General features: G+C 67.2%; 12 protein-coding genes and 3 pseudogenes. 11 read left to right on the top strand and 4 right to left on the bottom strand.

The genetic code is table 11. The annotated features are described in order from the left end of the window. The first annotated feature begins 252 nt into the window (after positions 1 to 252). The 6 genes from HDA41_RS38315 to HDA41_RS38290 all read left to right on the top strand — a co-directional run bounded on the left by HDA41_RS38315 (position 253) and on the right by HDA41_RS38290 (position 9,670). Positions 253 to 1,548, top strand: a complete 1,296-nt coding sequence (locus HDA41_RS38315) for an ABC transporter substrate-binding protein (RefSeq protein WP_184992341.1) — start codon at positions 253 to 255, stop codon at positions 1,546 to 1,548. After that, a complete protein-coding gene (locus HDA41_RS38310; protein ID WP_184992336.1) occupies positions 1,545 to 2,519 on the top strand; it encodes a carbohydrate ABC transporter permease in 975 nt (324 codons plus the stop codon). Before HDA41_RS38315 ends, HDA41_RS38310 begins: the two co-directional genes overlap by 4 nt. Beyond that, the gene (locus HDA41_RS38305; protein WP_184992334.1) at positions 2,516 to 3,382 is read left to right on the top strand and encodes a carbohydrate ABC transporter permease; all 867 of its coding nucleotides are present in this window, start codon (positions 2,516 to 2,518) and stop codon (positions 3,380 to 3,382) included. The genes HDA41_RS38310 and HDA41_RS38305 overlap by 4 nt, the downstream gene beginning before the upstream one ends. A gap of 11 nt (positions 3,383 to 3,393) precedes the next feature. Beyond that, positions 3,394 to 5,646, top strand: a complete 2,253-nt coding sequence (gene yicI / locus HDA41_RS38300) for an alpha-xylosidase (RefSeq protein ID WP_184992332.1) — start codon at positions 3,394 to 3,396, stop codon at positions 5,644 to 5,646. Continuing rightward, entirely contained in the window at positions 5,646 to 6,650 is a 1,005-nt protein-coding gene (locus HDA41_RS38295) for a LacI family DNA-binding transcriptional regulator (RefSeq protein ID WP_184992325.1), read from the top strand. Before yicI ends, HDA41_RS38295 begins: the two co-directional genes overlap by 1 nt. A gap of 80 nt (positions 6,651 to 6,730) precedes the next feature. Continuing rightward, complete coding sequence (locus HDA41_RS38290) at positions 6,731 to 9,670, top strand: glycoside hydrolase family 3 protein (protein WP_184992323.1); 2,940 nt, start codon at positions 6,731 to 6,733, stop codon at positions 9,668 to 9,670. 389 nt (positions 9,671 to 10,059) lie between these two features. Here HDA41_RS38290 and HDA41_RS40710 read toward each other — a convergent pair. Beyond that, positions 10,060 to 10,407 (bottom strand): annotated as a pseudogene (locus tag HDA41_RS40710) (DUF6308 family protein); the annotation flags it as partial. Positions 10,408 to 10,486: 79 nt separating this feature from the next. Here HDA41_RS40710 and HDA41_RS38285 point away from each other — a divergent pair. Beyond that, a pseudogene (locus tag HDA41_RS38285) lies at positions 10,487 to 10,792 on the top strand (YxiG-like protein); the annotation flags it as partial. Positions 10,793 to 10,852: 60 nt separating this feature from the next. Here the strand turns inward: HDA41_RS38285 and HDA41_RS38280 are convergent. Then, a complete protein-coding gene (locus HDA41_RS38280; RefSeq protein ID WP_184992321.1) occupies positions 10,853 to 12,067 on the bottom strand; it encodes an MFS transporter in 1,215 nt (404 codons plus the stop codon). Positions 12,068 to 12,291: 224 nt separating this feature from the next. On the opposite strand from HDA41_RS38280, the pseudogene HDA41_RS38275 reads away from it, so the two are divergent. The 4 genes and pseudogenes from HDA41_RS38275 (at position 12,292) to HDA41_RS38260 (ending at position 17,619) form a co-directional block, all read left to right on the top strand. Continuing rightward, positions 12,292 to 12,882 (top strand): annotated as a pseudogene (locus HDA41_RS38275) (transposase). 266 nt (positions 12,883 to 13,148) lie between these two features. Continuing rightward, complete coding sequence (locus HDA41_RS38270) at positions 13,149 to 14,771, top strand: MFS transporter (protein ID WP_230299712.1); 1,623 nt, start codon at positions 13,149 to 13,151, stop codon at positions 14,769 to 14,771. Positions 14,772 to 15,254: 483 nt separating this feature from the next. Beyond that, on the top strand, positions 15,255 to 15,821 hold the full coding sequence (locus HDA41_RS38265; RefSeq protein WP_184992318.1) for a PadR family transcriptional regulator: 567 nt from the start codon (positions 15,255 to 15,257) through the stop codon (positions 15,819 to 15,821). Between the two features lie 79 nt (positions 15,822 to 15,900). Then, on the top strand, positions 15,901 to 17,619 hold the full coding sequence (locus HDA41_RS38260; protein ID WP_184992316.1) for an acyl-CoA dehydrogenase family protein: 1,719 nt from the start codon (positions 15,901 to 15,903) through the stop codon (positions 17,617 to 17,619). Between the two features lie 552 nt (positions 17,620 to 18,171). On the opposite strand, the gene HDA41_RS38255 is transcribed toward HDA41_RS38260, so the two are convergent. Then, a complete protein-coding gene (locus HDA41_RS38255) occupies positions 18,172 to 19,161 on the bottom strand; it encodes an aldo/keto reductase (protein WP_184992314.1) in 990 nt (329 codons plus the stop codon). 180 nt (positions 19,162 to 19,341) lie between these two features. Then, positions 19,342 to 20,565: an XdhC family protein gene (locus HDA41_RS38250; protein ID WP_184992312.1), complete on the bottom strand. Its 1,224-nt coding sequence runs from the start codon at positions 20,563 to 20,565 to the stop codon at positions 19,342 to 19,344. Positions 20,566 to 20,659: the final 94 nt, after the last annotated feature.

The following is a 20,659-nucleotide window of genomic DNA, read 5'->3' as shown; positions in this document are numbered from 1 at the left end:
TCCGGTGGAGGCATGGGACCGGCGACTGGATCACGTCTGCTGACGGACACCGCGTCCGACGCGCGAACACTCGTCCCAATTCCGACGCGCCCCATTGACGCGCTCCCGGCCCCCACATACCTTCCTCCGTCGAAGCGCTTCGACGTCCCGCATCGAAACGATTCGATGAACCCTGCGTGACGCCCCCACGACGAGCGTGACGAGCACGACTCACCGGGACAGTGAGCCATCCGACTCCCCTGGAGGCACTGGATGTTGACGGCACGAAGGCGTGTGGTGGCGACCGCTGCGGCGGTTCTGAGCGGGGCTCTGCTCCTGGCCTCCTGCGGCGACTCGGACAGTGGCGGATCAGACGGCAAGACGCTGAAACTGTGGCACTACGAGGGACCGGACAGCGCGATGGGCGTGGCTTGGAACGCGGCCATCAAGGAGTTCGAGAAGACCCATCCGGGGGTCAAGGTGGAGTTCGAGGAGAAGGGCTTCGAACAGATCCAGAAGACCGCCCCGATGGTCCTCAACTCGGACGACGCACCCGACCTCATGGAGTACAACAAGGGCAACGCGACGGCGGGACTCCTCTCCAAGCAGGGGCTCCTGACCGATCTGTCCGCCGAGGCCACCAAGCGGGGCTGGGACAAGAAGCTCAGCTCCGGGGTGCGGACGACCAGCCAGTACGACACCAACGGCGTGATGGGTTCCGGAAAGTGGTACGGAATCCCCAACTACGCCGAGTACACGATGGTGTTCTACAACAAGGATCTCTTCAAGAAGTACGGGATCCAGGAACCCACCACGTTCGACGAACTCACCGCCGCCATGGACAAGTTCGTCGACGAGGGCATCACCCCGCTCGCCAACGCGGGCGCCGAGTACATGGCCGGGCAGTACCTCTACCAGCTCGCGCTGTCGAAGGCCGACCGCGCGTGGGTCGACTCGTACCAGCTCTACAAGGGCAAGACCGACTTCCACGACGCCGCCTGGACCTACGGCGCCGAGACCTTCGCGGACTGGGTGAAGAAGGGATACATCAGCAAGAAGTCCAGCGGTACGAAGGCGGAGGACGCCGGGGTCTCCTTCATCCAGGGCAAGAGCCCGATCCTGTTCTCCGGCAGCTGGTGGTACGGCCGGTTCGCCGCGGAGAACACGTTCGACTGGGGCACCTTCCTCTGGCCGGACTCGGACATGACCGCCGGCTCCGGCGGCAACCTCTGGGTCGTCCCCAAGGGCGCCAAGAACAAGGAGCTGGCGTACGACTTCATCGACATCACCATGTCGAAGAAGATCCAGAACCTGCTCGGCAACAAGGGCGGCGTCCCCGTGGCGGCCGACCCCGCCGGCATCACCGACCCGCAGGCCAAGGCGCTCATCGCCAACTTCAACACGCTCTCCGAGAGGGACGGCCTGGCCTTCTACCCGGACTGGCCCGTTCCCGGTTTCTACGACGTCCTCGTCTCCGAGACGCAGAAGCTGATCACGGGGAGCGCGAAACCGGAGGCCTACCTGGACGCGGTCCAGGAGGCGTACGACAAGGGCGCGCCGAAGACGTGACGGTCACCGTCGAACGGGGAGCACGGGGCGGCCGGGTCACCGAGAAGCATCAGCACGCGAAGGGCCCGCGCCGCCCCCGGGACTCGTACACCCTGTTCCTGCTCCCGGGGATCCTCGCCTTCTTCGCGATCATCATCGTGCCGTTCCTGATGAACACGGGCGTGAGTTTCACCGAGTGGCAGGGCGTCGGCACTCCGAAGTGGGCCGGGCTCGCCAACTACAGGGAGCTGATGGGCGACTCGGAGTTCTGGGCGTCCTTCCGGCACAGCCTCTTCATGGTCGTGGCGATGGCGGCGGTACCGACGGTGATGGGGCTAGTTCTCGCGGCCGCCCTGTTCGACTTCGTCGGCAAGCACTTCGGGACGAAGACGGTCGCCGTGCTCCGCGCCTGCTTCTATCTCCCGCAGGTCCTGCCGATCGCGGTCGCGGGCATCGTGTGGAGCTGGATCCTCGCGCCGGAGAACGGCTCCCTGAACGAACTCCTGAAGGCCATCGGGCTCGGCGGCCTCCAGCAGGACTGGCTCGGCGACCCCGACATCGCGCTCTACAGCGTGATGGGCGTGATGGTGTGGGTGCAGATCGGCTTCCCGCTGGTCATCTTCATGGCGGGGTTGCAACGCGTGGACCCGCAGCTGTACGAGGCCGCCGAGCTGGACGGCGCCGGCTGGTGGCGGCGGTTCTGGCACGTCACCCTCCCCCAGATCCGGCCCGAGATCCACGTCGTCCTCCTCTGGTGCACCATCGCCGCGCTCAAGGTCTTCGGCGCGGTGTACGTCCTCACGAAGGGCGGGCCCGGCGGTGCGACCAACGTCCCCTCCTACTTCTCCTTCACCACCTTCTTCGAGAAGACCCAGGTCGGCTACGGCGCTGCGATCTCGACCGTGCTGACCGTGGTCATCCTCGTGCTGGCGCTCATCGGCCTCAAGCTCCAGACCCGCGCCGAGGACGCCGAGGAAGGGCTCCGCACATGACAGCCGTACAAGCCGTACGCACCAAGTCACGCCCGCCCGTCCGCTCCGTCGTCGGCCGCTATCCCGTCCTCGTCGCCCTGATCATCGGGGCCCTGTTCATGGTCCTGCCCTTTCTGATCGTCACGGTCAACGCGGTGAAGTCGCCCGCCGAGTACTCGGCGAACGGCCCGCTCAGCCTCCCCGAGGGCGTCTACCTGGACGGCCTGAAGGACTTCTGGGAGCGCGTCGACTTCGGCCAGAAGCTCGTGAACTCCGTACTGATCAGTGGCAGCGTGGCCCTCCTGGCCGTCGTCCTGTCCGTGCTGAACGCGTACGCGATCGGCGTCGGCCGCATCAAGGGCCGCACCTGGGTGCTCGCCTTCTTCGTCCTGGCGAACATGCTGCCGCAGGAGGCGCTGGTCTACCCGGTCTACTACCTGAGCAAGGAAGCCGGCCTGTACGACACCCGGTTGAGCGTGATCATCGTCTTCACCGTGATCCAGGCCGCGTTCGGTACGTATCTCCTGTCCGCCGTACTCGGCCAGTTCCCGCGCGAGATCATCGAGGCCGCCAAGATCGACGGGGCGAACAAGTGGCAGGTGCTGTGGCGGATCGTGGTTCCCGTCAGCCGCCCGACCATCGGCGTACTGCTGGTCTTCTTCTTCATCTGGACCTGGAACGAGTTCCTGCTGCCCCTGGTCATGCTGATCTCCAATGACAACCAGACCGTGTCGGTGGCGCTCGGCGTGCTCCAGGGCCAGCGCCTGATGGACGCCACGATGACGAACGCCGCCGCGCTGCTGGGCGTGCTGCCCGCCATCGTCTTCTTCCTCGTCTTCCAGCGGACCCTCACCCGTGGGATCGCCGTGGGCGCCGTCAAGTAAGGGGTACGGGCGTGAAGTTCACCGATGGCTACTGGCTGCTGCGCGAGGGCGTGACCGCGGCCCACCCGGTCGAGGTCCTCGATGTGACCGACGGGTCCGGCACCCTGGAGATCCATGCGCCGACCCAGCCCATCCGCCACCGCGGCGACCTGCTGAAGGGACCGGTCGTGACGATCAGCGCGCACGCGCCCATGCCGGACGTCATCGGCGTCACGTTCACACACTTCGAGGGCGAGGAGCCGCACGGGCCCCAATTCGAGCTCAGCAAACAGGAGTTCACGGCTCACACCGGGTACGACGAGGAGTCCGCGACCCTCACCGCGGGCGCCCTGTCCATAAAAGTGAGCCGCACAGGGCCCTGGCACGTCGACTTCCTCGCGAACGGCCGCACCCTCACCTCCAGCGGCCCCAAGGGCATGGGCATCATGCGGGACGCCGGCACCGGCGGCCACTATCTGCGCGAGCAGTTGAACCTCGGCGTGGGCACGCAGGTCTTCGGGCTCGGCGAGCGCTTCGGACCGCTGGTCAAGAACGGCCAGGTCGTCGACATGTGGAACGCCGACGGGGGCACGGCCACGGAACAGGCGTACAAGAACGTGCCGTTCTACCTGACGGACGCGGGCTACGGCGTCTTCGTCGACCATCCGGGCCGGGTGTCGTTCGAGGTCGGCTCGGAGGCGGTGTCCCGGGTTCAGTTCAGCGCCGAGACACAGCAGTTGACGTACTACGTCATCTACGGTCCGACCCCGAAGGACATCCTCCGCAAGTACACGGCCCTCACCGGCCGCCCGGCGCTGCCACCCGCCTGGTCGTTCGGGCTGTGGCTGTCGACGTCCTTCACCACCTCGTACGACGAGACCACCGTCACCTCCTTCATCGACGGCATGAAGGAGCGTGAACTCCCGCTCTCCGTCTTCCACTTCGACTGCTTCTGGATGCGCGAGTTCAACTGGTGCGACTTCGCATGGGATCCGCGGGTCTTCCCCGACCCGGAGGGGATGCTGGCCCGCCTCAAGGAGCGCGGCCTGCGCATCTCCGTATGGATCAACCCGTACATCGCGCAGCGCTCACCGCTCTTCGCGGAGGGCAAGGCCCTCGGGCATCTGCTGAAGAGGCCGGACGGCGGTGTCTGGCAGTGGGACCTGTGGCAGCCGGGGATGGCCCTGGTCGACTTCACGAGCGAGCCCGCCCGGCAGTGGTACGCGTCGAAGCTGGAGGCGCTGCTCGCGCAGGGCGTCGACTGCTTCAAGACGGACTTCGGGGAGCGGGTCCCGCTCGATGTCGCGTACGCGGACGGCGGCGACCCCGAGCGGATGCACAACTACTACTCGTACCTGTACAACCGCACGGTCTTCGACGTGCTCAGCAAGCACCGGGGTGAGTCCGAAGCCGTCGTCTTCGCCCGCTCGGCGACGGCGGGCAGCCAGAAGTTCCCCGTGCACTGGGGCGGCGACTGCGAGGCGACGTACGAGTCGATGGCCGAGTCGCTGCGCGGCGGGCTCTCCCTCGGTCTGTCCGGGTTCGGCTTCTGGAGCCATGACATCGGCGGCTTCGAGGGCACACCGACGCCCGCCCTCTTCAAACGGTGGATCGCCTTCGGCCTGCTGTCCTCGCACAGCCGGCTGCACGGCAGCTCCTCCTACCGCGTCCCTTGGCTCTTCGACGAGGAGGCCGTGGACGTCCTGCGCCTCTTCACCCGCCTGAAGCTGCGCCTCATGCCGTACCTGTACGAGGCCGCCCGGGCCGCGCACACCGAGGGCGTGCCGATGATGCGCGCGATGGTCCTGGAGTTCCCGGACGACCCCGGGTGCGCGCATCTGGAACGGCAGTACATGCTCGGCCCCGACCTGCTGGTCGCGCCGGTGTTCTCCGACGAGGGAGACGTCTCGTACTACGTCCCCGACGGCACCTGGACCCACTTCCTCAGCGGGCAGCCGGTGACCGGCCCGCGCTGGGTACGCGAGCGGCACGGCTTCCTGAGCGTTCCGCTGCTGGTCAGGCCGGGTGCGGTGATCCCGGTGGGGGCTGTGGAGGACCGGCCCGACTACGCGTACGCCGACGGCGTCACCCTGCACGCGTACGAGCTCGGGCGTGGCGCCCAGGTGACGGTGCCCGTGGGAGACGTGACCTTCACCGTGGTCCGCGAAGGGCACACGCTGCGGGCTTCCTGCAGCGACCCCTCGGTGCCCTGGGGGCTGGCCTCGGGCGGGCGTGAGGTGCGGGCGAAGGCCGGCACGGGATTCCTGACGGTGGAGCTCGGCTGATGGTCAAGATCACCGATGTGGCGCGGCACGCCGGGGTCTCCCCCAGCACCGTCTCGTACGCCCTGAGCGGCAAGCGCCCGATTTCCGAGGAGACCCGGCGGCGCATCGAGGCGTCCATCCGCCAGCTCGGCTACAGTCCGCACGCCGGGGCCCGGGCGCTGGCGAGCAGCAGGTCGAACGTGCTGGCGCTGGTGATTCCCCTACGGGCCGGCATCCATGTGCCGGTGGTGATGCAGTTCGCGGTGTCGGTGGTGACCTCCGCCCGTCAGTACGACCACGACGTGCTGCTGCTGACGCAGGAGGAGGGTGAAGCGGGGCTGCGGCGCGTCGCGGACACGGCACTGGTCGACGCGCTGATCGTGATGGACCTCCAACTCCACGATCCTCGGCTGCCGTTGCTGCGCGCCCTGGAACGGCCCTCGGTACTGATCGGATTCCCTCAGTCGCCCGATGGGCTGACCTGCATCGACCTGGACTTCAGGGCGGCGGGTGAGCTGTGCGTCGAGCATCTGGCCGGGCTCGGGCACCGGGTGATCGGGCTCGTGGGCTCGCCGCCCGAGGTGTACGTACGGGAGACGGGGTTCGCCCAGCGCCTGGTCCAGGGCTTCACCGCCGCGGCCGACCGGAACGGGCTGTCCTCCTCGGTCCACCCCTGCGAGTCGACGCCTGCGGCGGCCCGCCAGGTCGCCGAGCAACTCCTTCGGGAGCGGCCCGCGTTGACTGGTGTCGTCGTGCACAACGAGCCGATCCTGGAGCCGCTGATCGACGCGTTCGAGGGGCTCGGCCTACGGGTCCCGGGGGATCTGTCGGTCACGGCGATCTGCCCGGACGAACTGGCCGAGCGCGCCCGCGTCCCCGTCACGTCGATCGCCATACCGGCCGCCGAGGCGGGCGCCGGGGCGGTGGACCTGCTGATGAAGAAACTCGGCGGCGGTACCGCACCGGAGGTGACTTTGCTGTCACCGCGGCTGACCGCGCGGGCCAGCACCATGCCCCGCCCTTGAACCACCCCCCGCCCCACTCCCCCCACGGAAGCAATCTTGTCCAAGCCCCGAAGCAAGGCCCTAGTTGAAGGAGCCGTGCCATGAAAGGCAAGAGAAGACGCAGAACCACCGTGGGACGGGGCGTCCCCGCCCTGGCCCTGGGCCTGACCCTGATCGCCGGACTCTGCGTCACGGCCACGGGGACGGCCGCGGCGGACGACCCCTCGTACGCCTTCCGCAACCCGAAGCTGTCCGTCGACCGCCGTGTCGACGACCTCCTCGCCCGCCTCACCCTCGACGAGAAGATCTCCCTGCTCCACCAGTACCAGCCCGCGATCCCCCGCCTCGGCATCCAGTCGTTCAAGACCGGCACAGAGGCCCTGCACGGCGTCGCCTGGCTCGGCGAGACCACCGTGTTCCCGCAGGCCGTGGGCCTCGCGTCGACCTGGGACCCGGCGTTGATGAAAAAGGTCGGTGCGGCGGTGGGCGACGAAGCGCGCGGCTTCCAGCAGGAGCGCCCGGCCGGCTGGGGCCTCAACCTGTGGGCCCCGGTGGTCAACCCGCTGCGTGACCCGCGCTGGGGCCGCAACGAGGAGGGTTACTCCGAGGACCCGTACCTGACGAGTTCGATGGCGATCGCGTACGGCACCGGCCTCACCGGCGGCGACCCCGACCACCTCAAGACGGCGCCCACGCTGAAGCACTTCCTCGGCAACAACAACGAGGTGGACCGCACCACCACCTCATCCGACCTGCGCCCACGCGTGCTGAAGGAGTACGAGGAGCCGGCCTTCAGACCGGCGATCGAGGCGGACGCGGTGACCGGCGTGATGTCGTCGTACAACCTCGTCAACGGCCGCCCGGCGACAGTCGATCCGGCGCTCGACGACGTACGCACCTGGACCTCCCACGACCTTCTGAACGTCACCGACGCCCACGCGCCCAACAACCTGACCGGCACCGGCAGTCAGAAGTACTACGCCACCCTGACCGAGGGCAACGCGGCCACGCTGAAGGCGGGTATCGACAGCTTCACAACGGACGACACGAACTCCGTGCGGACCACGACGGCAATCAAGTCGGCAGTGTCCACAGGCCTGCTGAAGGAGTCGGACGTCGACACGGCGGCCGGGCACATCCTGAGCATCCGCGTCCGGCTCGGTGAATTCGACCCGGGCGGCGGAAAATACGGCTCCATCGACAAGTCCGTCATCAACAGCCCGGCCCATCAGAAGCTCGCGCGGAAGGCGGCGGCCGATGCGGCGGTACTGCTGAAGAACTCGGGCGCCACCCTGCCCCTGAAGTCCTCCGCGTCCCAGGACATGGCGGTCGTGGGCCCGCTCGCCGACACCCTCTACACCGACTGGTACTCGGGCACCCTGCCGTACGCCGTGACGCCCAAGGAGGGCATCGCCGCGAAACTCGGCACGTCGGTCGCGAGTAGCGAAGGCGTGGACCGGATCACGCTGAAGAACGCGGAGAGCGGGACGTACGTGACGGCGGGGACGGACGCCGACGGCGAAGTGCTGAAGGAGAGCGCGTCCAGTGGGGCCGAGGCCCAGTTCGACGTGTTCGACTGGGGCTCCGGCATCGTGACCCTGCGGTCGGCCGCGAACGGCAAGTACGTCGGCTACAACTGGTCGAACTTCGTCAACGACCAGGCCCAGCCGAACGGTTGGTTCGTGCAGCAGCAGTTCGCGCTGGAGGCGCAGGCCGACGGCACGCACCTGCTGCGGTACGCGGGCTACGAGACCCGGGAGCCCTGGTGGTCCAACCCGGTCTACCTCGGCCCGGCCGGCGACGACGGCACCCTCGGCCTGGTCACCAAGGCCGAGGCCGCGCGCTACACCAAGGACATCGTCCGCAGCGGCGTCGAGGAGGCCGTGGCGGCGGTGAAGAACAAGGACGCGGCGGTCGTGGTGGTCGGCTCCATGCCCGCGATCAACGGCCGCGAGAACGACGACCGTGAGGACATGGGCCTGGCCCCGTCCCAGGAAGCCCTGGTCAAGGCGGTGCGAGCGGCCAACCCGAAGACGGTCGTGGTCGTCGAGAACAGCTACCCGACCACCCTCGGCGCCCTCCAGAAGGAGGTCCCCGCCCTCCTGTGGACCACCCACGCTGGCCAGGAGACCGGCAACGCCCTCGCCGACGTCCTCTTCGGCGACGTGAACCCGGCCGGACGGCTCACCCAGACCTGGTACGAGTCGGAGGCCGACCTCCCCTCCATCCTGGAGTACGACAACATCAAGCACGACCGCACGTACCAGTACTTCAAGGGTGACCCGCTCTACGAGTTCGGCTACGGACTCTCGTACTCCTCCTTCCGCTACGGGAAGTTGAAGCGCTTCGACGACGGGTACGAGGTCGCCGTCACGAATACCGGCAAGCGTGCCGGGGACGAGGTCGTGCAGCTCTACACCCACCAGCGCGTCTCACGCGACAAACAGCCGCTGAAACAGCTGGAGGCGTTCCAGCGGGTCTCGCTCAAACCGGGCCAGACGAAAACCGTCAAGCTGAGGCTCACGACGAAGGACCTCGCACACTGGGACGTCACCCGTTCCAAGTGGGTGGTGGAGAGCGGCACGTACGACGTCCTCGTGGGCGCGTCCTCCGAGGACATCCGCTCCCGTACGTCCCTGAAGGTGCGCGGCGAGACGATACCGGCCCGGGATCTCTCACGGCCGACCCGGGCCGAGAACTTCGACGACTACGAGGGTGTGCGGCTGGTCGACGAGTCCAAGGTCCGCGGAACCGCGGTGGGCGCTTCGGCCGACGGGGCCTGGCTCAAGTTCGCCGATGCCCAACTGGGCTCCGGCGCGGCGAAGTTCAGCGCGCGGGTGGCCGGAGCAGCCGGGAAGGTCGAGATACGGCTCGGCTCGCCGACCGGTACGCTCATCGGCACGGCGAAGGCGTCCGGAACGGGGTCGGTGTACACGTACGAGACGGTGAACGCCTCTCTGTCCGCCGCCGCGAAGGGGCGCCAGGACGTGTACCTCGTGCTGAGCGAGGGCCAGAGATTGTCGACGTTCTCGCTGCGCTGACCCGGACGGCCTGCGGACTGATCGTCCTTCTGGTCGGTACGTGCGCCTGTGCGTGTTGCGCGGATTCGGTTGCCGCGGTCGTGGTTGCGATGCCGCGGTTGATGGTTCCGGGTACGCAGGCTGGGGGGTGCAGGCTGGAGGGGGGACGGTTCTCGAAGGAGGGGTTGCCCACGAGGCGCACCACCAGGTCGTCGGTGTGCTCGTGGCCCCGCAGGAAGCGGGCGCCGTCGAGGGGGTGGAACCCCGTGTCCTTGATCACGGGCGCGTATCCGATGTCATGCGGGATCGCTCCAGTGATCAGCGTCCCGGGCCCCCCTCCGGCGTGCGGGGGAGCAGGGGATCCAGCTGTCCTCCGGGCGTAAGGCTCCCTCGTGCGCGGCCGACGGACTTCAGGCCCCGGTACAGCTCCCCTGCTGATGATCCGTACGGTGATGCATCCAGAGCACCACGTCACGGACCCTCAGCGCGCTGACGGTCTCGGGGAGGTCTGCGGCCTGCCGTAGGGCCATCAGATCGTGATGCAGCGCCCAGTTGTCGACACGCAGCGCGGCATGCGGGCCGAGCCAGAACGACTTGGGCCGACCGAGGACGCATCGAACGACCTGATCGTAGACGGGCAGCAACCGCGGGCGCTTCCGGGCGAGGAGCTTCCCGGCCGTGACCCATCCGATTCCGGGCTGGTCGGGAAGAAGGTGCCGGGCAGTGTGTGCCGGCGATCCGTCGGCCAGGTCGGCAGCCGCAGCAGACCGGTGCCGAAGCGCTGGAGGTTCGAGGCAGCTTGATCAGAGGTGATGAGGCTGCATCCTCGCCCCCTTGATCGCCGAGCGGTGCGAGACGTCAGTGCCGGCTGAGACCTGGCGGGTCTCTTTGGACGACCGGCTCATCGACCACGCAAGCGGTGCCGACCTCGACGGTTACGTCTGGGGTGTGAAGTGGCACTGCCTGTACCCAGGCGCCAAGCTCCTTCCCTCGTCGGAGGCGACGCGACGCTGGTCGAAGGCCCTCGGGATCGACTTCCACGAGGTGCGCATTGAGACCAACACGCACAACCTGACCTTGCTCTTCTCTGACCTCCAGGTGAGCGAGGTCCAGGTTGGATACGCACCGTTCGTCGCTGAGTAGCGATCCAGATTCATCTCCTGAGCGTTCGACAGAAGCATCCGTGGGAGAACCTCTGTGTGTTCAGGACCGCTCGTTGCAGTCCGGCCCGACGGGACGTGCCCCTACTGCCAGGACCATGAGCACTGCGGTGCAACCACCTAGCAGCATGACCGCGGACGGAGAGGTGCGGTCCAGGATGACTCCCCCTGCGAGTGCACCCATCGAGATGGTTGCCTGAAAGGAGGCGGTGAACACGACGGATGCAGCTTCCGGGGCGTGCGGTGCCGCCTTGGAGAACCAGGTCTGCGACGCGACTGGTACGGCGCCATACGCGATGCCCCACACGATCAGCAGCATCACTGCGCCGGTCTCCCAGCGGCCCAGCGCTGGAAGCAGGAGGGTCACCGCGGCGATCAGGGCGGCCGCTAGCCCGAAGACGGTCCGCGGATACCGGGCCACCCAGGCGCCGCCCAGGAAGTTGCCGAGGATGCCAGCGGCACCGTAGAGCAGCAAGAATGTAGTGATCAGACCACCGCTGGCGTGGGTGACCTGTTCCAAAAAGGGTGTCACGTAGGTGTAGGTGCCGAAGTGAGCCAGTACAACAAGGAACGTCAGCAGGAGTGCGAAGCGAGTGTTGACGCTGCGGAACATGCCGTTGAGCACTCCCAGCCGTGTGGCCTGGACCGGAGGAAGCGGCGGCACGAACAAGAGCAGCATGACCAGTACGCCGACCGTCAGAACTCCCATGACGGTGAAGGCCGTTCGCCATCCAGCGAGATCTCCGATGAGGGTGCCCGTCGGCACGCCGAGGACGGATCCCAGCGGGACGGCAGAGAAGATCACAGCAGTTGCCCTGCCGACCGAGCTCGGCGGCACCAGTCGCTCCGCCAACCCGGCTCCGATCGACCAGAAGCCGCCAATCGTGATCCCGACCATGATCCGGGAGGTCAATACGAGCCAGTAGTCGGGTGCCACGGCGGCAAGGAAGTTCGCCAGTGCCAGCAAGAGCATGAAGACGCACAGCATCAGTCGGCGGTCGAAGCGTGCCGTGGCCACGGTGACCAGTGGAGCGGCGATCGCTGCCAGGAAGCCCGGCATGGTCATCATCAGTCCAGCCATCCCGTCCGAGACGGTGAAACTGGATCCGATCGAGGTCAGCAAACCGATCGGCAGGATCTCGGTGGTGACGATGACGAAGATTCCCAGCATCACCGAGACCACGGCCAGCCACCCCATCAGCGGGGACCGAGGGGGTAAGAGTTTGCCGTTGACTGAAGCGGTAGTGGTTGCCTGCATGGCGTCCCGTCCTGTGAAAGGCAGCGCGTTCGCGATCAGTCCAGCAGGCCTCATCGAGAGGTGGCTGGCAGATCCGCGACAGCACCCTTGCCCTTCACGGGTGATGCCGCATTCCAGCTAACAACGCGCAACGCGGTGAGGCGCCTTGGCCCTGGCTGTGGTGTCCGCAGGGGGCTGAGCATTCTGATCACGTGGGGGCGTCACCATGGATCGTGTCGGATGAGCTGTGGAAGCGGATCGGACCGCTGCTCCTGTGCAAGCAGCCGCGGTTCCGGTATCCGGGACGCAAGCCCGTGCCGGATCGGAAGGTTCTCTGCGGCATCCTGTACGTGCTGCACACCGGCATTCAGTGGGAGTACCTGCCCACCAAGATGGGCTTCGGGTCGGGCAATGGTCGCGCTACGTTGTCGACTCCAGCCACGTGCGAGCGCTGACAGGGGGATCCACACAGGTCCGTGGGTCGACCGGGGCCGGGCCGGCTCCAGACACCACCTGATCACCGACGGGTGCGGCACTCCTCTCGCGGTCATCCTCACCACAAGCCTGACTCACTCTTTGCCGACCGCGGCTACGACCACGGCATCCACCGCCACAAGGTTCGTGCCCGCCGAGTCCTGCCCGTCATCGCCCGCCGCGGCACACCCCACAGCAGCGGACTGGGTGTCTACCGCTGGGCGGTAGAGCGCACGTTCGCCTGGCTGCACGGCTTCCGACGTCTCCGGGTGCGCTGGGAAAGGCAGGCCGACATCCACGAGGCGCTCCTCAAACTCGCCTGTTGCCTCATCACTCACCGGCAACTCAGCTCATTGTGTTAGCCGTTGTAGTGCCAGTGTTCCGACAGTCTTGGGCGGGCAGGAGCTGCGGTTTGGCGTGGGCACCGAGCTGAGGCGCAGGACGCGGTGCGGCAGCTCACTGGAGGGCATGAAATCCGCCCAGTCGCAACCCTCCGGAAGTCATGAAATCCGTCAACTCGCAAATCCGCCAGAGGGCACAAAATTGTTCAGTCCGCAAATCCGGCAGAGGGCATACAGTCCGTTCGACCGCAACAGCATTGACAAGAAACTCCAAGCTTGACGGCGTCGTGGAGTTTGCTTATGGTCCAGTCGTTCAGGTTCCCGCCGATCGATATCCGAAGGTGTTCATGACCGCGCCTCCAACGTTACCGAAATCCAGGCAGCAGTTGATTCTTGCCATTCTTATGCTGTGTTCACTGCTGATTTGGATAGAAAATACCGTCCTGAGTACTACGCTGGAGACCCTTGCAGACCCGGTCCGTGGACTGGGCGCCAATCCTGGTCAGCTGCAATGGGCGACCGGTTCGTACACTCTGGCCTTCGCCACACTGATGTTCACTGCGGGCGCATTGGGCGATCGGTTCGGTCACCGAACTGTGTTTTCCAGTGGGCTGATGATCTTCGCCGGGTCCTCGCTGTGGGCGGCGTACGCAAGCGATGCGGGCCAGCTGATTGCAGCTCGAGCTGCGATGGGGGTGGGCAGCGCGCTGATCACGCCCGCCATGATGGCCATCCTTATGTGGACCTTTACCGGTCCTGCGCGGGCTGCCGCGATCGGCGTTTTCTCGACATCGGCCGGTGTCGGAATGGCTGCCGGCCCGGTGCTGGCGGGGTTCCTGCTCGATCATTTCTGGTGGGGCTCGGTCTTTCTGATCAATGTTCCGGTCGCGGCATCGGCGTTGGTCGGGCTCGCCGTGCTGGTTCCGAATTTCCGCAGCCCCACTCCGCGACCACTGGACCCCGCTGGAATGCTGCTGTCGATCAGTGGGCTCGTGGCGTTAGCCTACGGGCTGATCCAGGCGGGGCAGGTGGCGGTGTGGAGTCGTACGGACGTCTGGGCGCCGATCGTTGTCGGTCTGGTTCTGCTGGCCGTTTTCGTACTCGTCGAACTGCGTCTCAAGGTGCCCAGCTTTGATCCGCGACTGTTCGCGCAACGCACATTCGGTGGCGGCAATATGGCGCTCGGATTGCTGCTCTTCGCTGTCGCCGCCATCACCTTCTATAACGCGTTCTACCTGCAAGGCGCGCTCGGATTTTCACCGATGAAGGCGGGTTTGGCCAATATCCCGACCGCACTCGGCGCGCTCGCGGGGGCGCCCCTTGCCTCGCGCCTGGTTCGCCGCCTGCCACTACGGCTTGTCACCGTGCCCGCGCTAACCGTGGCTGCGCTGACCATGGGCGGATACGGGTTCCTCGGACTCCAAACTCCACTTGTCTGGATCGAGATTCTGTTGTTGATACAGGGTCTCTCGATCGGCATGGTGATCGGCCCCGTTACGGCCGCATTGATCAGCGACCTGCCGTTGGAACAGGCCGGTGCGGGATCAGCCGTCACCAACACCGTGCGACAAACCGGCAGTGTGATCGGAATCGCCGTAGGCGGCACGATCATGTCGATCGAGTACCGACGTGCGATCGGACCTTCGCTGGAGGGTGCACCCGGTCCGGTGCAGGAGCAGGCGCGAGTTTCCGCCGAACAGGCCCGCCACGTCGCCACCGCTGTCCACCGGCCCACTCTTGCTCAGGCCGCTGATAATGCGTTTGTCCATGCTATGCACGTAGGCGCGGGCTGGATCGCGGTCATCGCACTCCTCGGAGCAGTCGTGCTGCTGATCACCTTGCCTGCTGTCGGAAAGAAGAAGGGCCCGATATCGGAGCCGGACTACGAAGAGGCCCGCAGTTCCGTCTGAGAGTGTGACGGCAGACCAGGCTCAGGCCCGCCGCAGGGCAGCGTCAAATACCAGCTTCCGCAGCTCAGCGGGCACATTGGGCGCCTCTCGCCAAGTGTCTTCGATCGCGAGAAGCCCCCCCGCGCGAGCTCGGGAGCGACGCCGGGCTGACCAGTGTCGAGTTGATCTCGGGTCGGCAGGGACGGCTGGACCATGCGCTCGGTCACCAGCCGACTCTGTCGGTTCCGTGCCAACGAAAAATCCTCGTCACGACACTGTGACCACGACCGCTAGTTGGCACTAGCCAACGTTCGTGACCTGCACTGATGTCAACTATGTTCATCGACCTGTGGTGAGGAGTTCGGCCATCGGGTGAGACGGTCGAGGGAAGACTGATCCACTCGGGCGTGGTGCGCGAGCCGTCCATCGCCGCCCCGCGTGAGCCCTGTCTCACCTGGGCGGTACCACTTGGCTATGCAACGAGTTGCATAGAAGGATCGGGGCATGGCCCTCGAGCACGCGATCCTCGTCTCCCTGCTGGAGAAGCCGGGCTCCGGCTATGAGCTGGCCCGGCGGTTCGAACGGTCCATCGGATACTTCTGGACCGCCACGCACCAGCAGATCTACCGCGTTCTCAAGCGCATGGAGAGCGAGGGCCTGCTCGCCGTCCGTGAACTCTCGCAGCAGAGCCGACCGGACAAGAAGGAGTACTCCGTGGTAGGTCCCGGCCGAGCCGCCCTCTCTGAGTGGCTGCACGAATCGATCCAACCCGAGAGCATGCGGCACGAACTCGCCGTGAAGATCCGCGGCGCGGCCTTTGACGACCCGTCTGTGCTGATCCGTGAGGTCGAACGGCACCGCCAGGTGCACATCGACCGGCTCGCGCACTATCTGGCCGGGGAGCTGCGCGACTTCACCGGCCCGGCGGCCCCCACCCCGCTCGACGCCGGTCAGGAACTGCAGCACGTCGTGCTGCGTGGCGGCATCGCGTACGAGCGGATGACGATCGCCTGGCTCGACGACGTCCTCGCCACCCTCCGCCGGCTCGGCACGTCACAGCCGCACGCCTGAAGTGCCGGCCACCACCGCCCGCGCCCCTCAACCTTCGGACCTGCACCCTCCACCCTCAACCCTCGGAAGGCGGACCTCCATGGCCGACCCTCTCCTCTTCAACCCCCGTACCTACGACCCGGCGCAGTTCGACCCCGAGACCCGCAGGTTGCTGCGTGCCACCGTCGACTGGTTCGAGGACCGCGGCAAGCGCAGGCTCATCGAGGACTACCGTTCCCGCGCATGGCTGGCCGACTTCCTCGCATTCGCAGCCAAGGAAGGACTGTTCGCCACCTTCCTCACCCCGGCGTCCGCCGCCGGACACAAGGACCAGCGCTGGGACACAGCCCGGATCGCCGCCCTCAACGAGATCTTCGGGTTCTACGGTCTCGACTACTGGTACGCATGGCAGGTGACCATCCTCGGCCTCGGACCGGTCTGGCAGAGCGACAACACCGCAGCTCGTACTCGCGCGGCGGAACTCCTCGCCCAGGGTGAGGTGTTCGCCTTCGGTCTCTCCGAGAAGGCCCATGGCGCCGACATCTACTCCACCGACATGCTGCTGACGCCGGACGACAACGGCGGCTTCAGGGCGACGGGCTCCAAGTACTACATCGGCAACGGCAATGCCGCCGGGCTCGTCTCGGTCTTCGGCCGACGCACCGACATCGAGGGCCCCGACGGCTACGTCTTCTTCGCCGCCGACAGCCGCCACCCGGCCTATCACCTCGTGAAGAACGTCGTCGACTCCTCGAAGTACGTCAGCGAGTTCCGTCTCGAGGACTACCCGGTGGGTCCGGACGACGTCCTGCACACGGGTCGCGCCGCCTTCGACGCCGCCCTCAACACCGTCAACGTCGGCAAGTTCAACCTCTGCACCGCCTCGATCGGCATCTGCGAGCACGCGATGTACGAGGCGGTCACCCACGCGCACAACCGCATCCTGTACGGCCGCCCCGTCACCGCCTTCCCGCACGTGCGCCGCGAGCTCGCCGACGCGTACGTCCGCCTCGTCGGCATGAAGCTGTTCAGCGACCGCGCCGTCGACTACTTCCGCTCTGCCTCGTCGGACGACCGCCGCTATCTGCTGTTCAATCCGATGACGAAGATGAAGGTGACCACGGAGGGCGAGAAGGTCATCGACCTGATGTGGGACGTGATCGCCGCCAAGGGATTCGAAAAAGACACCTACTTCGCCCAGGCCGCCGTCGAGATCCGCGGGCTGCCCAAGCTCGAGGGCACGGTGCACGTCAACCTCGCGCTGATCCTCAAGTTCATGCGCAACCACCTCCTGCACCCGGCCGAGTTCGCGGCCGTGCCGACCCGCCTCGACGCGGCTGACGACGCGTTCCTCTTCGCGCAGGGACCGGCCCGTGGCCTTGGCTCCGTGCGCTTCCACGACTGGCGCCCCGCCTACGACGCCTACGCCGGGGTGCCGAACGTCGCCCGCTTCCGGGAGCAGGCCGACGCCCTGTGCGAGTTCGTCGCCACCGCGGCCCCCGACGAGGAGCAGAGCCGCGACCTCGATCTTCTCCTCGCCGTCGGCCAGCTGTTCGCGCTGGTGGTGCACGGCCAACTGATCCTGGAGCAGGCCCGTCTGACGGACCTTGACGAGGATGTGCTCGACGAGCTGTTCTCCGTCCTCGTCCGCGACTTCTCCGCCTTCGCCGTCGAACTGCATGGCAAGGACTCCGCCACTGTGGATCAGCAGCGCTGGGCGCTCGGTGCCGTCCGGCGTCCCGTCGTCGACGAAGCGCGTTCGGGGCGCGTCTGGGAGCGTGTGGCGGCACTGTCCGGGTCGTACGAGATGGCGCCGTGACAGCCCGCCCAGGGGACTCGTCGACAGGTGACGGTCAGGGCCCCCGGGAGCAGTAAAGCGCCCACGAGCTGGAGCCACCGCGGATTGCTCTGGAGCCGTAGCCCTTGTCGCCCAGGACGTGGGTGGGCCGCACGCGAGCGTGAAGGCGAGCGGGCGGCCGGCACCGTCGCAGGCCAGGTGAGCGCACCACCGACATCCATGTAGCTCGGCCATCAGACACAGGAGTGGCTCGCCTCCAGCGACGACCCCAGGTCCTGACCACCGGCGGGTACTGGCTCCACCGCCAGCAGGTGCAGCCGCACAGCCGCACCACGCAGTCCACGGCGAGGCGCTCCAGGACCGCCTCCTGCGGAGGCTGGCCGAGGAGACGAACACCGCGCTCTGCTGATCGTGGCCATGGGTGCCTGCGCTCAGAGTGCTGGTGAACTCTTCCATGGACGGCCCCTGCCCGCAGCTTTCTGCTCCGGGATCGTTCGCGGCTACTCGTCGGAGTACGGAGATGCCGCCGATCCGCCGTGTCCCGCATGGTGCGGCGGGATCATCCGTTCGGGTCTACCAGGCATACGCTTCGGGGGCTTCGCCGCCGGGGCCGGGCCAGATCTCGTCGAGCTTGTCCAGCGTTTCCTTCGACAGGTGCACGTCGAGGGCGTGCCGACTGGTCGCGAGCTGTTCGGGGGTGCGAGGGCCGACGATCGTGGCGGTGAGGACCGGGTTGTGCAGCAGCCAGGCCAGAGCGACGTCGGCGGGCTGTTCGCCGATCTCGGCGCACAACGCCTCGTACGCCTCCAGCTGAGGCCGGTACCGCTCAATGGCGTCCTGCGTCTTCGGCGTCGCGCGGCGGCCTTCCTGTGCCTTCTTCAGTGCTCCGCCGAGCAGCCCGCCGCCCAGGGGGCTCCACGGGATCAGGCCGAGCCCGTAGTGGCGAAGTGCCGGGATCACTTCGAGTTCGATGGTGCGGGCGGACAGGTTGTACAGGCTCTGCTCGGACACCAGGCCGAGGAAGCGGCGGGAGGTGGCGGCGTTCTGCGCGGTCGCGATCTGCCAGCCGGCGAAGTTGCTGCTGCCGACGTAGGTCACCTTGCCCTCGCGTACCAGCTGTTCCATCGCCTGCCAGATCTCCTCCCAGGGAGTCGACCGGTCGATGTGGTGCATCTGGTAGAGGTCGATGTGGTCGGTCTGAAGGCGCCGCAGGCTGTCCTCCGCGGCCTTCCGGATCTTGTACGCGGACAGGTACTTGTCGTTCGGGCCGGTGCCCATCGGCTGGTACACCTTCGTCGCCAGCACGATCTGCTCCCGCCGGCCGCCGCCCTTGGCGAGCCAGCTCCCGATGATCTCCTCGGACAACCCGTACCCCTGCTCCATGTAAGGAGACTGCGGCCCGCCGTAGACGTCGGCGGTGTCGAATAGATTGATGCCGGCCTCCAGCGCGGAGTCCATGATCTGGAAGCTGGTGGCTTCGTCCGTCGCGTCGCCGAAGTTCATGGTGCCCAGCGCGAGACGGCTGACCTTCAGGCCGGTGCGGCCCAGGTGTGCGTACTGCATGGCGTTTGCCCTTCTTGCGGGGGGGCACGGACGGCTGCGTACCCGTGCCGCGAAGAACTGGTGGGTCAGGAGGTCGCCGTCACACGGTCGATCGGTCGCCCCGTGGCGACGGTGTGCTCAGCCACCAACTCCGAGGCAGTGGTAGGCCGACGCAAGCTGAGCGGCTCCCGTTGACCACGGTCAGCGCCCGCTACCGTGCGACGTAACGCCGTTGGCCGGTAGGGCCAACTCCGGCGGCCGGTCAGGGCTTCGGGAGGGCCTTGACGGCTCGGGCCTCGTCCATTGCCTTGTAGAACTCGGCCGGTGGATCGGGCCGGTGATCCGGGTCAGGGGCCGACCCGTTCCCTGGTTGGCCTGGGCGATGATCTCCGCGGTGATGGAGACCGCCGTCTCCTCGGGTGTGCGGGCTCCGAGGTCGAGGCCGATCGGGGAACGCAGCCGCGCCAACTCGTCTGCCGTGACGCCCTCCTGACGCAGGAGTCGCAGGCGCTCGTCGTGGGTGCGCCGGGAGCCCATGGCGCCCACGTAGGCGACGGGCAGGTCGAGGGCCAGGCGCAGCAGGGGGATGTCGAACTTGGCGTCGTGGGTGAGGACGCATACGGCGGTGCGTTCGTCCACCTCGGCGCGTTCGAGGTAGCGGTGGGGCCAGTCGACCACCACTTCGTCCGCGTGGGGGAAGCGTGCGGTCGTGGCGAAGACGGGGCGGGCGTCGCAGACGGTGACCCGGTAACCGAGGAAGCGGCCGGCCTGGCTGAGGGCGGCGGCGAAGTCGACCGCGCCGAAGACCAGCAGGCGCGGCCGGGACGCTTGCACGTGGACGAGGACGGACAGCCGGTCATGGCATCCGTCTCCCTCCCCGCCGATGTCGACGCGGTTGGTGCGGCCGGCCCGCAGCAGGGCCCTGGCCTGGTCGGCCACCGCCCGGTCCGCCGGTCCGCCGTCCACGCGCCCGTGGGCGGCGTGGTCACCGCCGAGCACTCTCAGCGTGGAGCCGAGAAGGTACTCCGGGCCGTCCACGACCTGTGCCACGGCGACCGGTCGCCCTCGGTCGATCTCGGAGAGGGCCGTGACCAAGTGTGGCTGGGCTGCGGGATCGATGCGCTGGACGAAGACGTCGAGTTCGCCGCCGCAGGTCAGGCCGACTGCGAAGGCGTCGTCGTCGGAGTAGCCGAACCAGGTCCGCTGCGGAGCGCCCCGGTCGTGGAGCACCTGTCGGCACAGTTCGTAGACCGCGCCCTCGACGCAGCCGCCGGAGATGCTGCCGACCGCGGTGCCGTCCTCGTCCACCGCGACCGACGTACCGACCGGCAGAGGGGCGCTGCCGCGCACGCCGACCACGGTGGCCAGGGCGAAGGGGCGTGCCTCGCGGCACCAGCGGTGCAGTGTGTCCGCGATGTTGAGCATGGCGGTTCTCCATGGCAGGACAGGATCGGAAGGTGAGCGGGCCGCCGCCACGACGCCGGGGAAAACGTCATGCGGCGGCCCCGGGAGGTCCGGC

It is taken from the genome of Streptomyces caelestis (genome assembly GCF_014205255.1).
Classification (GTDB): Bacteria; Actinomycetota; Actinomycetes; order Streptomycetales; family Streptomycetaceae; genus Streptomyces; species Streptomyces caelestis.
The sequence above is the reverse complement of the archived record's forward strand: the minus strand, read 5'-3'. Positions and strand labels throughout refer to the sequence as shown.

Bases quoted from the DNA above. Each gene is read 5' to 3' on its own strand.
- HDA41_RS38315 (WP_184992341.1), top strand. From the start codon at position 253: ATGTTGACGGCACGAAGGCGTGTGGTGGCGACCGCTGCGGCGGTTCTG.
- HDA41_RS38305 (WP_184992334.1), top strand. From the start codon at position 2,516: ATGACAGCCGTACAAGCCGTACGCACCAAGTCACGCCCGCCCGTCCGC.
- HDA41_RS38295 (WP_184992325.1), top strand. From the start codon at position 5,646: ATGGTCAAGATCACCGATGTGGCGCGGCACGCCGGGGTCTCCCCCAGC.
- HDA41_RS38290 (WP_184992323.1), top strand. From the start codon at position 6,731: ATGAAAGGCAAGAGAAGACGCAGAACCACCGTGGGACGGGGCGTCCCC.
- HDA41_RS38280 (WP_184992321.1), bottom strand. From the start codon at position 12,067: ATGCAGGCAACCACTACCGCTTCAGTCAACGGCAAACTCTTACCCCCT.
- HDA41_RS38265 (WP_184992318.1), top strand. From the start codon at position 15,255: ATGGCCCTCGAGCACGCGATCCTCGTCTCCCTGCTGGAGAAGCCGGGC.
- HDA41_RS38260 (WP_184992316.1), top strand. From the start codon at position 15,901: ATGGCCGACCCTCTCCTCTTCAACCCCCGTACCTACGACCCGGCGCAG.
- HDA41_RS38255 (WP_184992314.1), bottom strand. From the start codon at position 19,161: ATGCAGTACGCACACCTGGGCCGCACCGGCCTGAAGGTCAGCCGTCTC.
- HDA41_RS38250 (WP_184992312.1), bottom strand. From the start codon at position 20,565: ATGCTCAACATCGCGGACACACTGCACCGCTGGTGCCGCGAGGCACGC.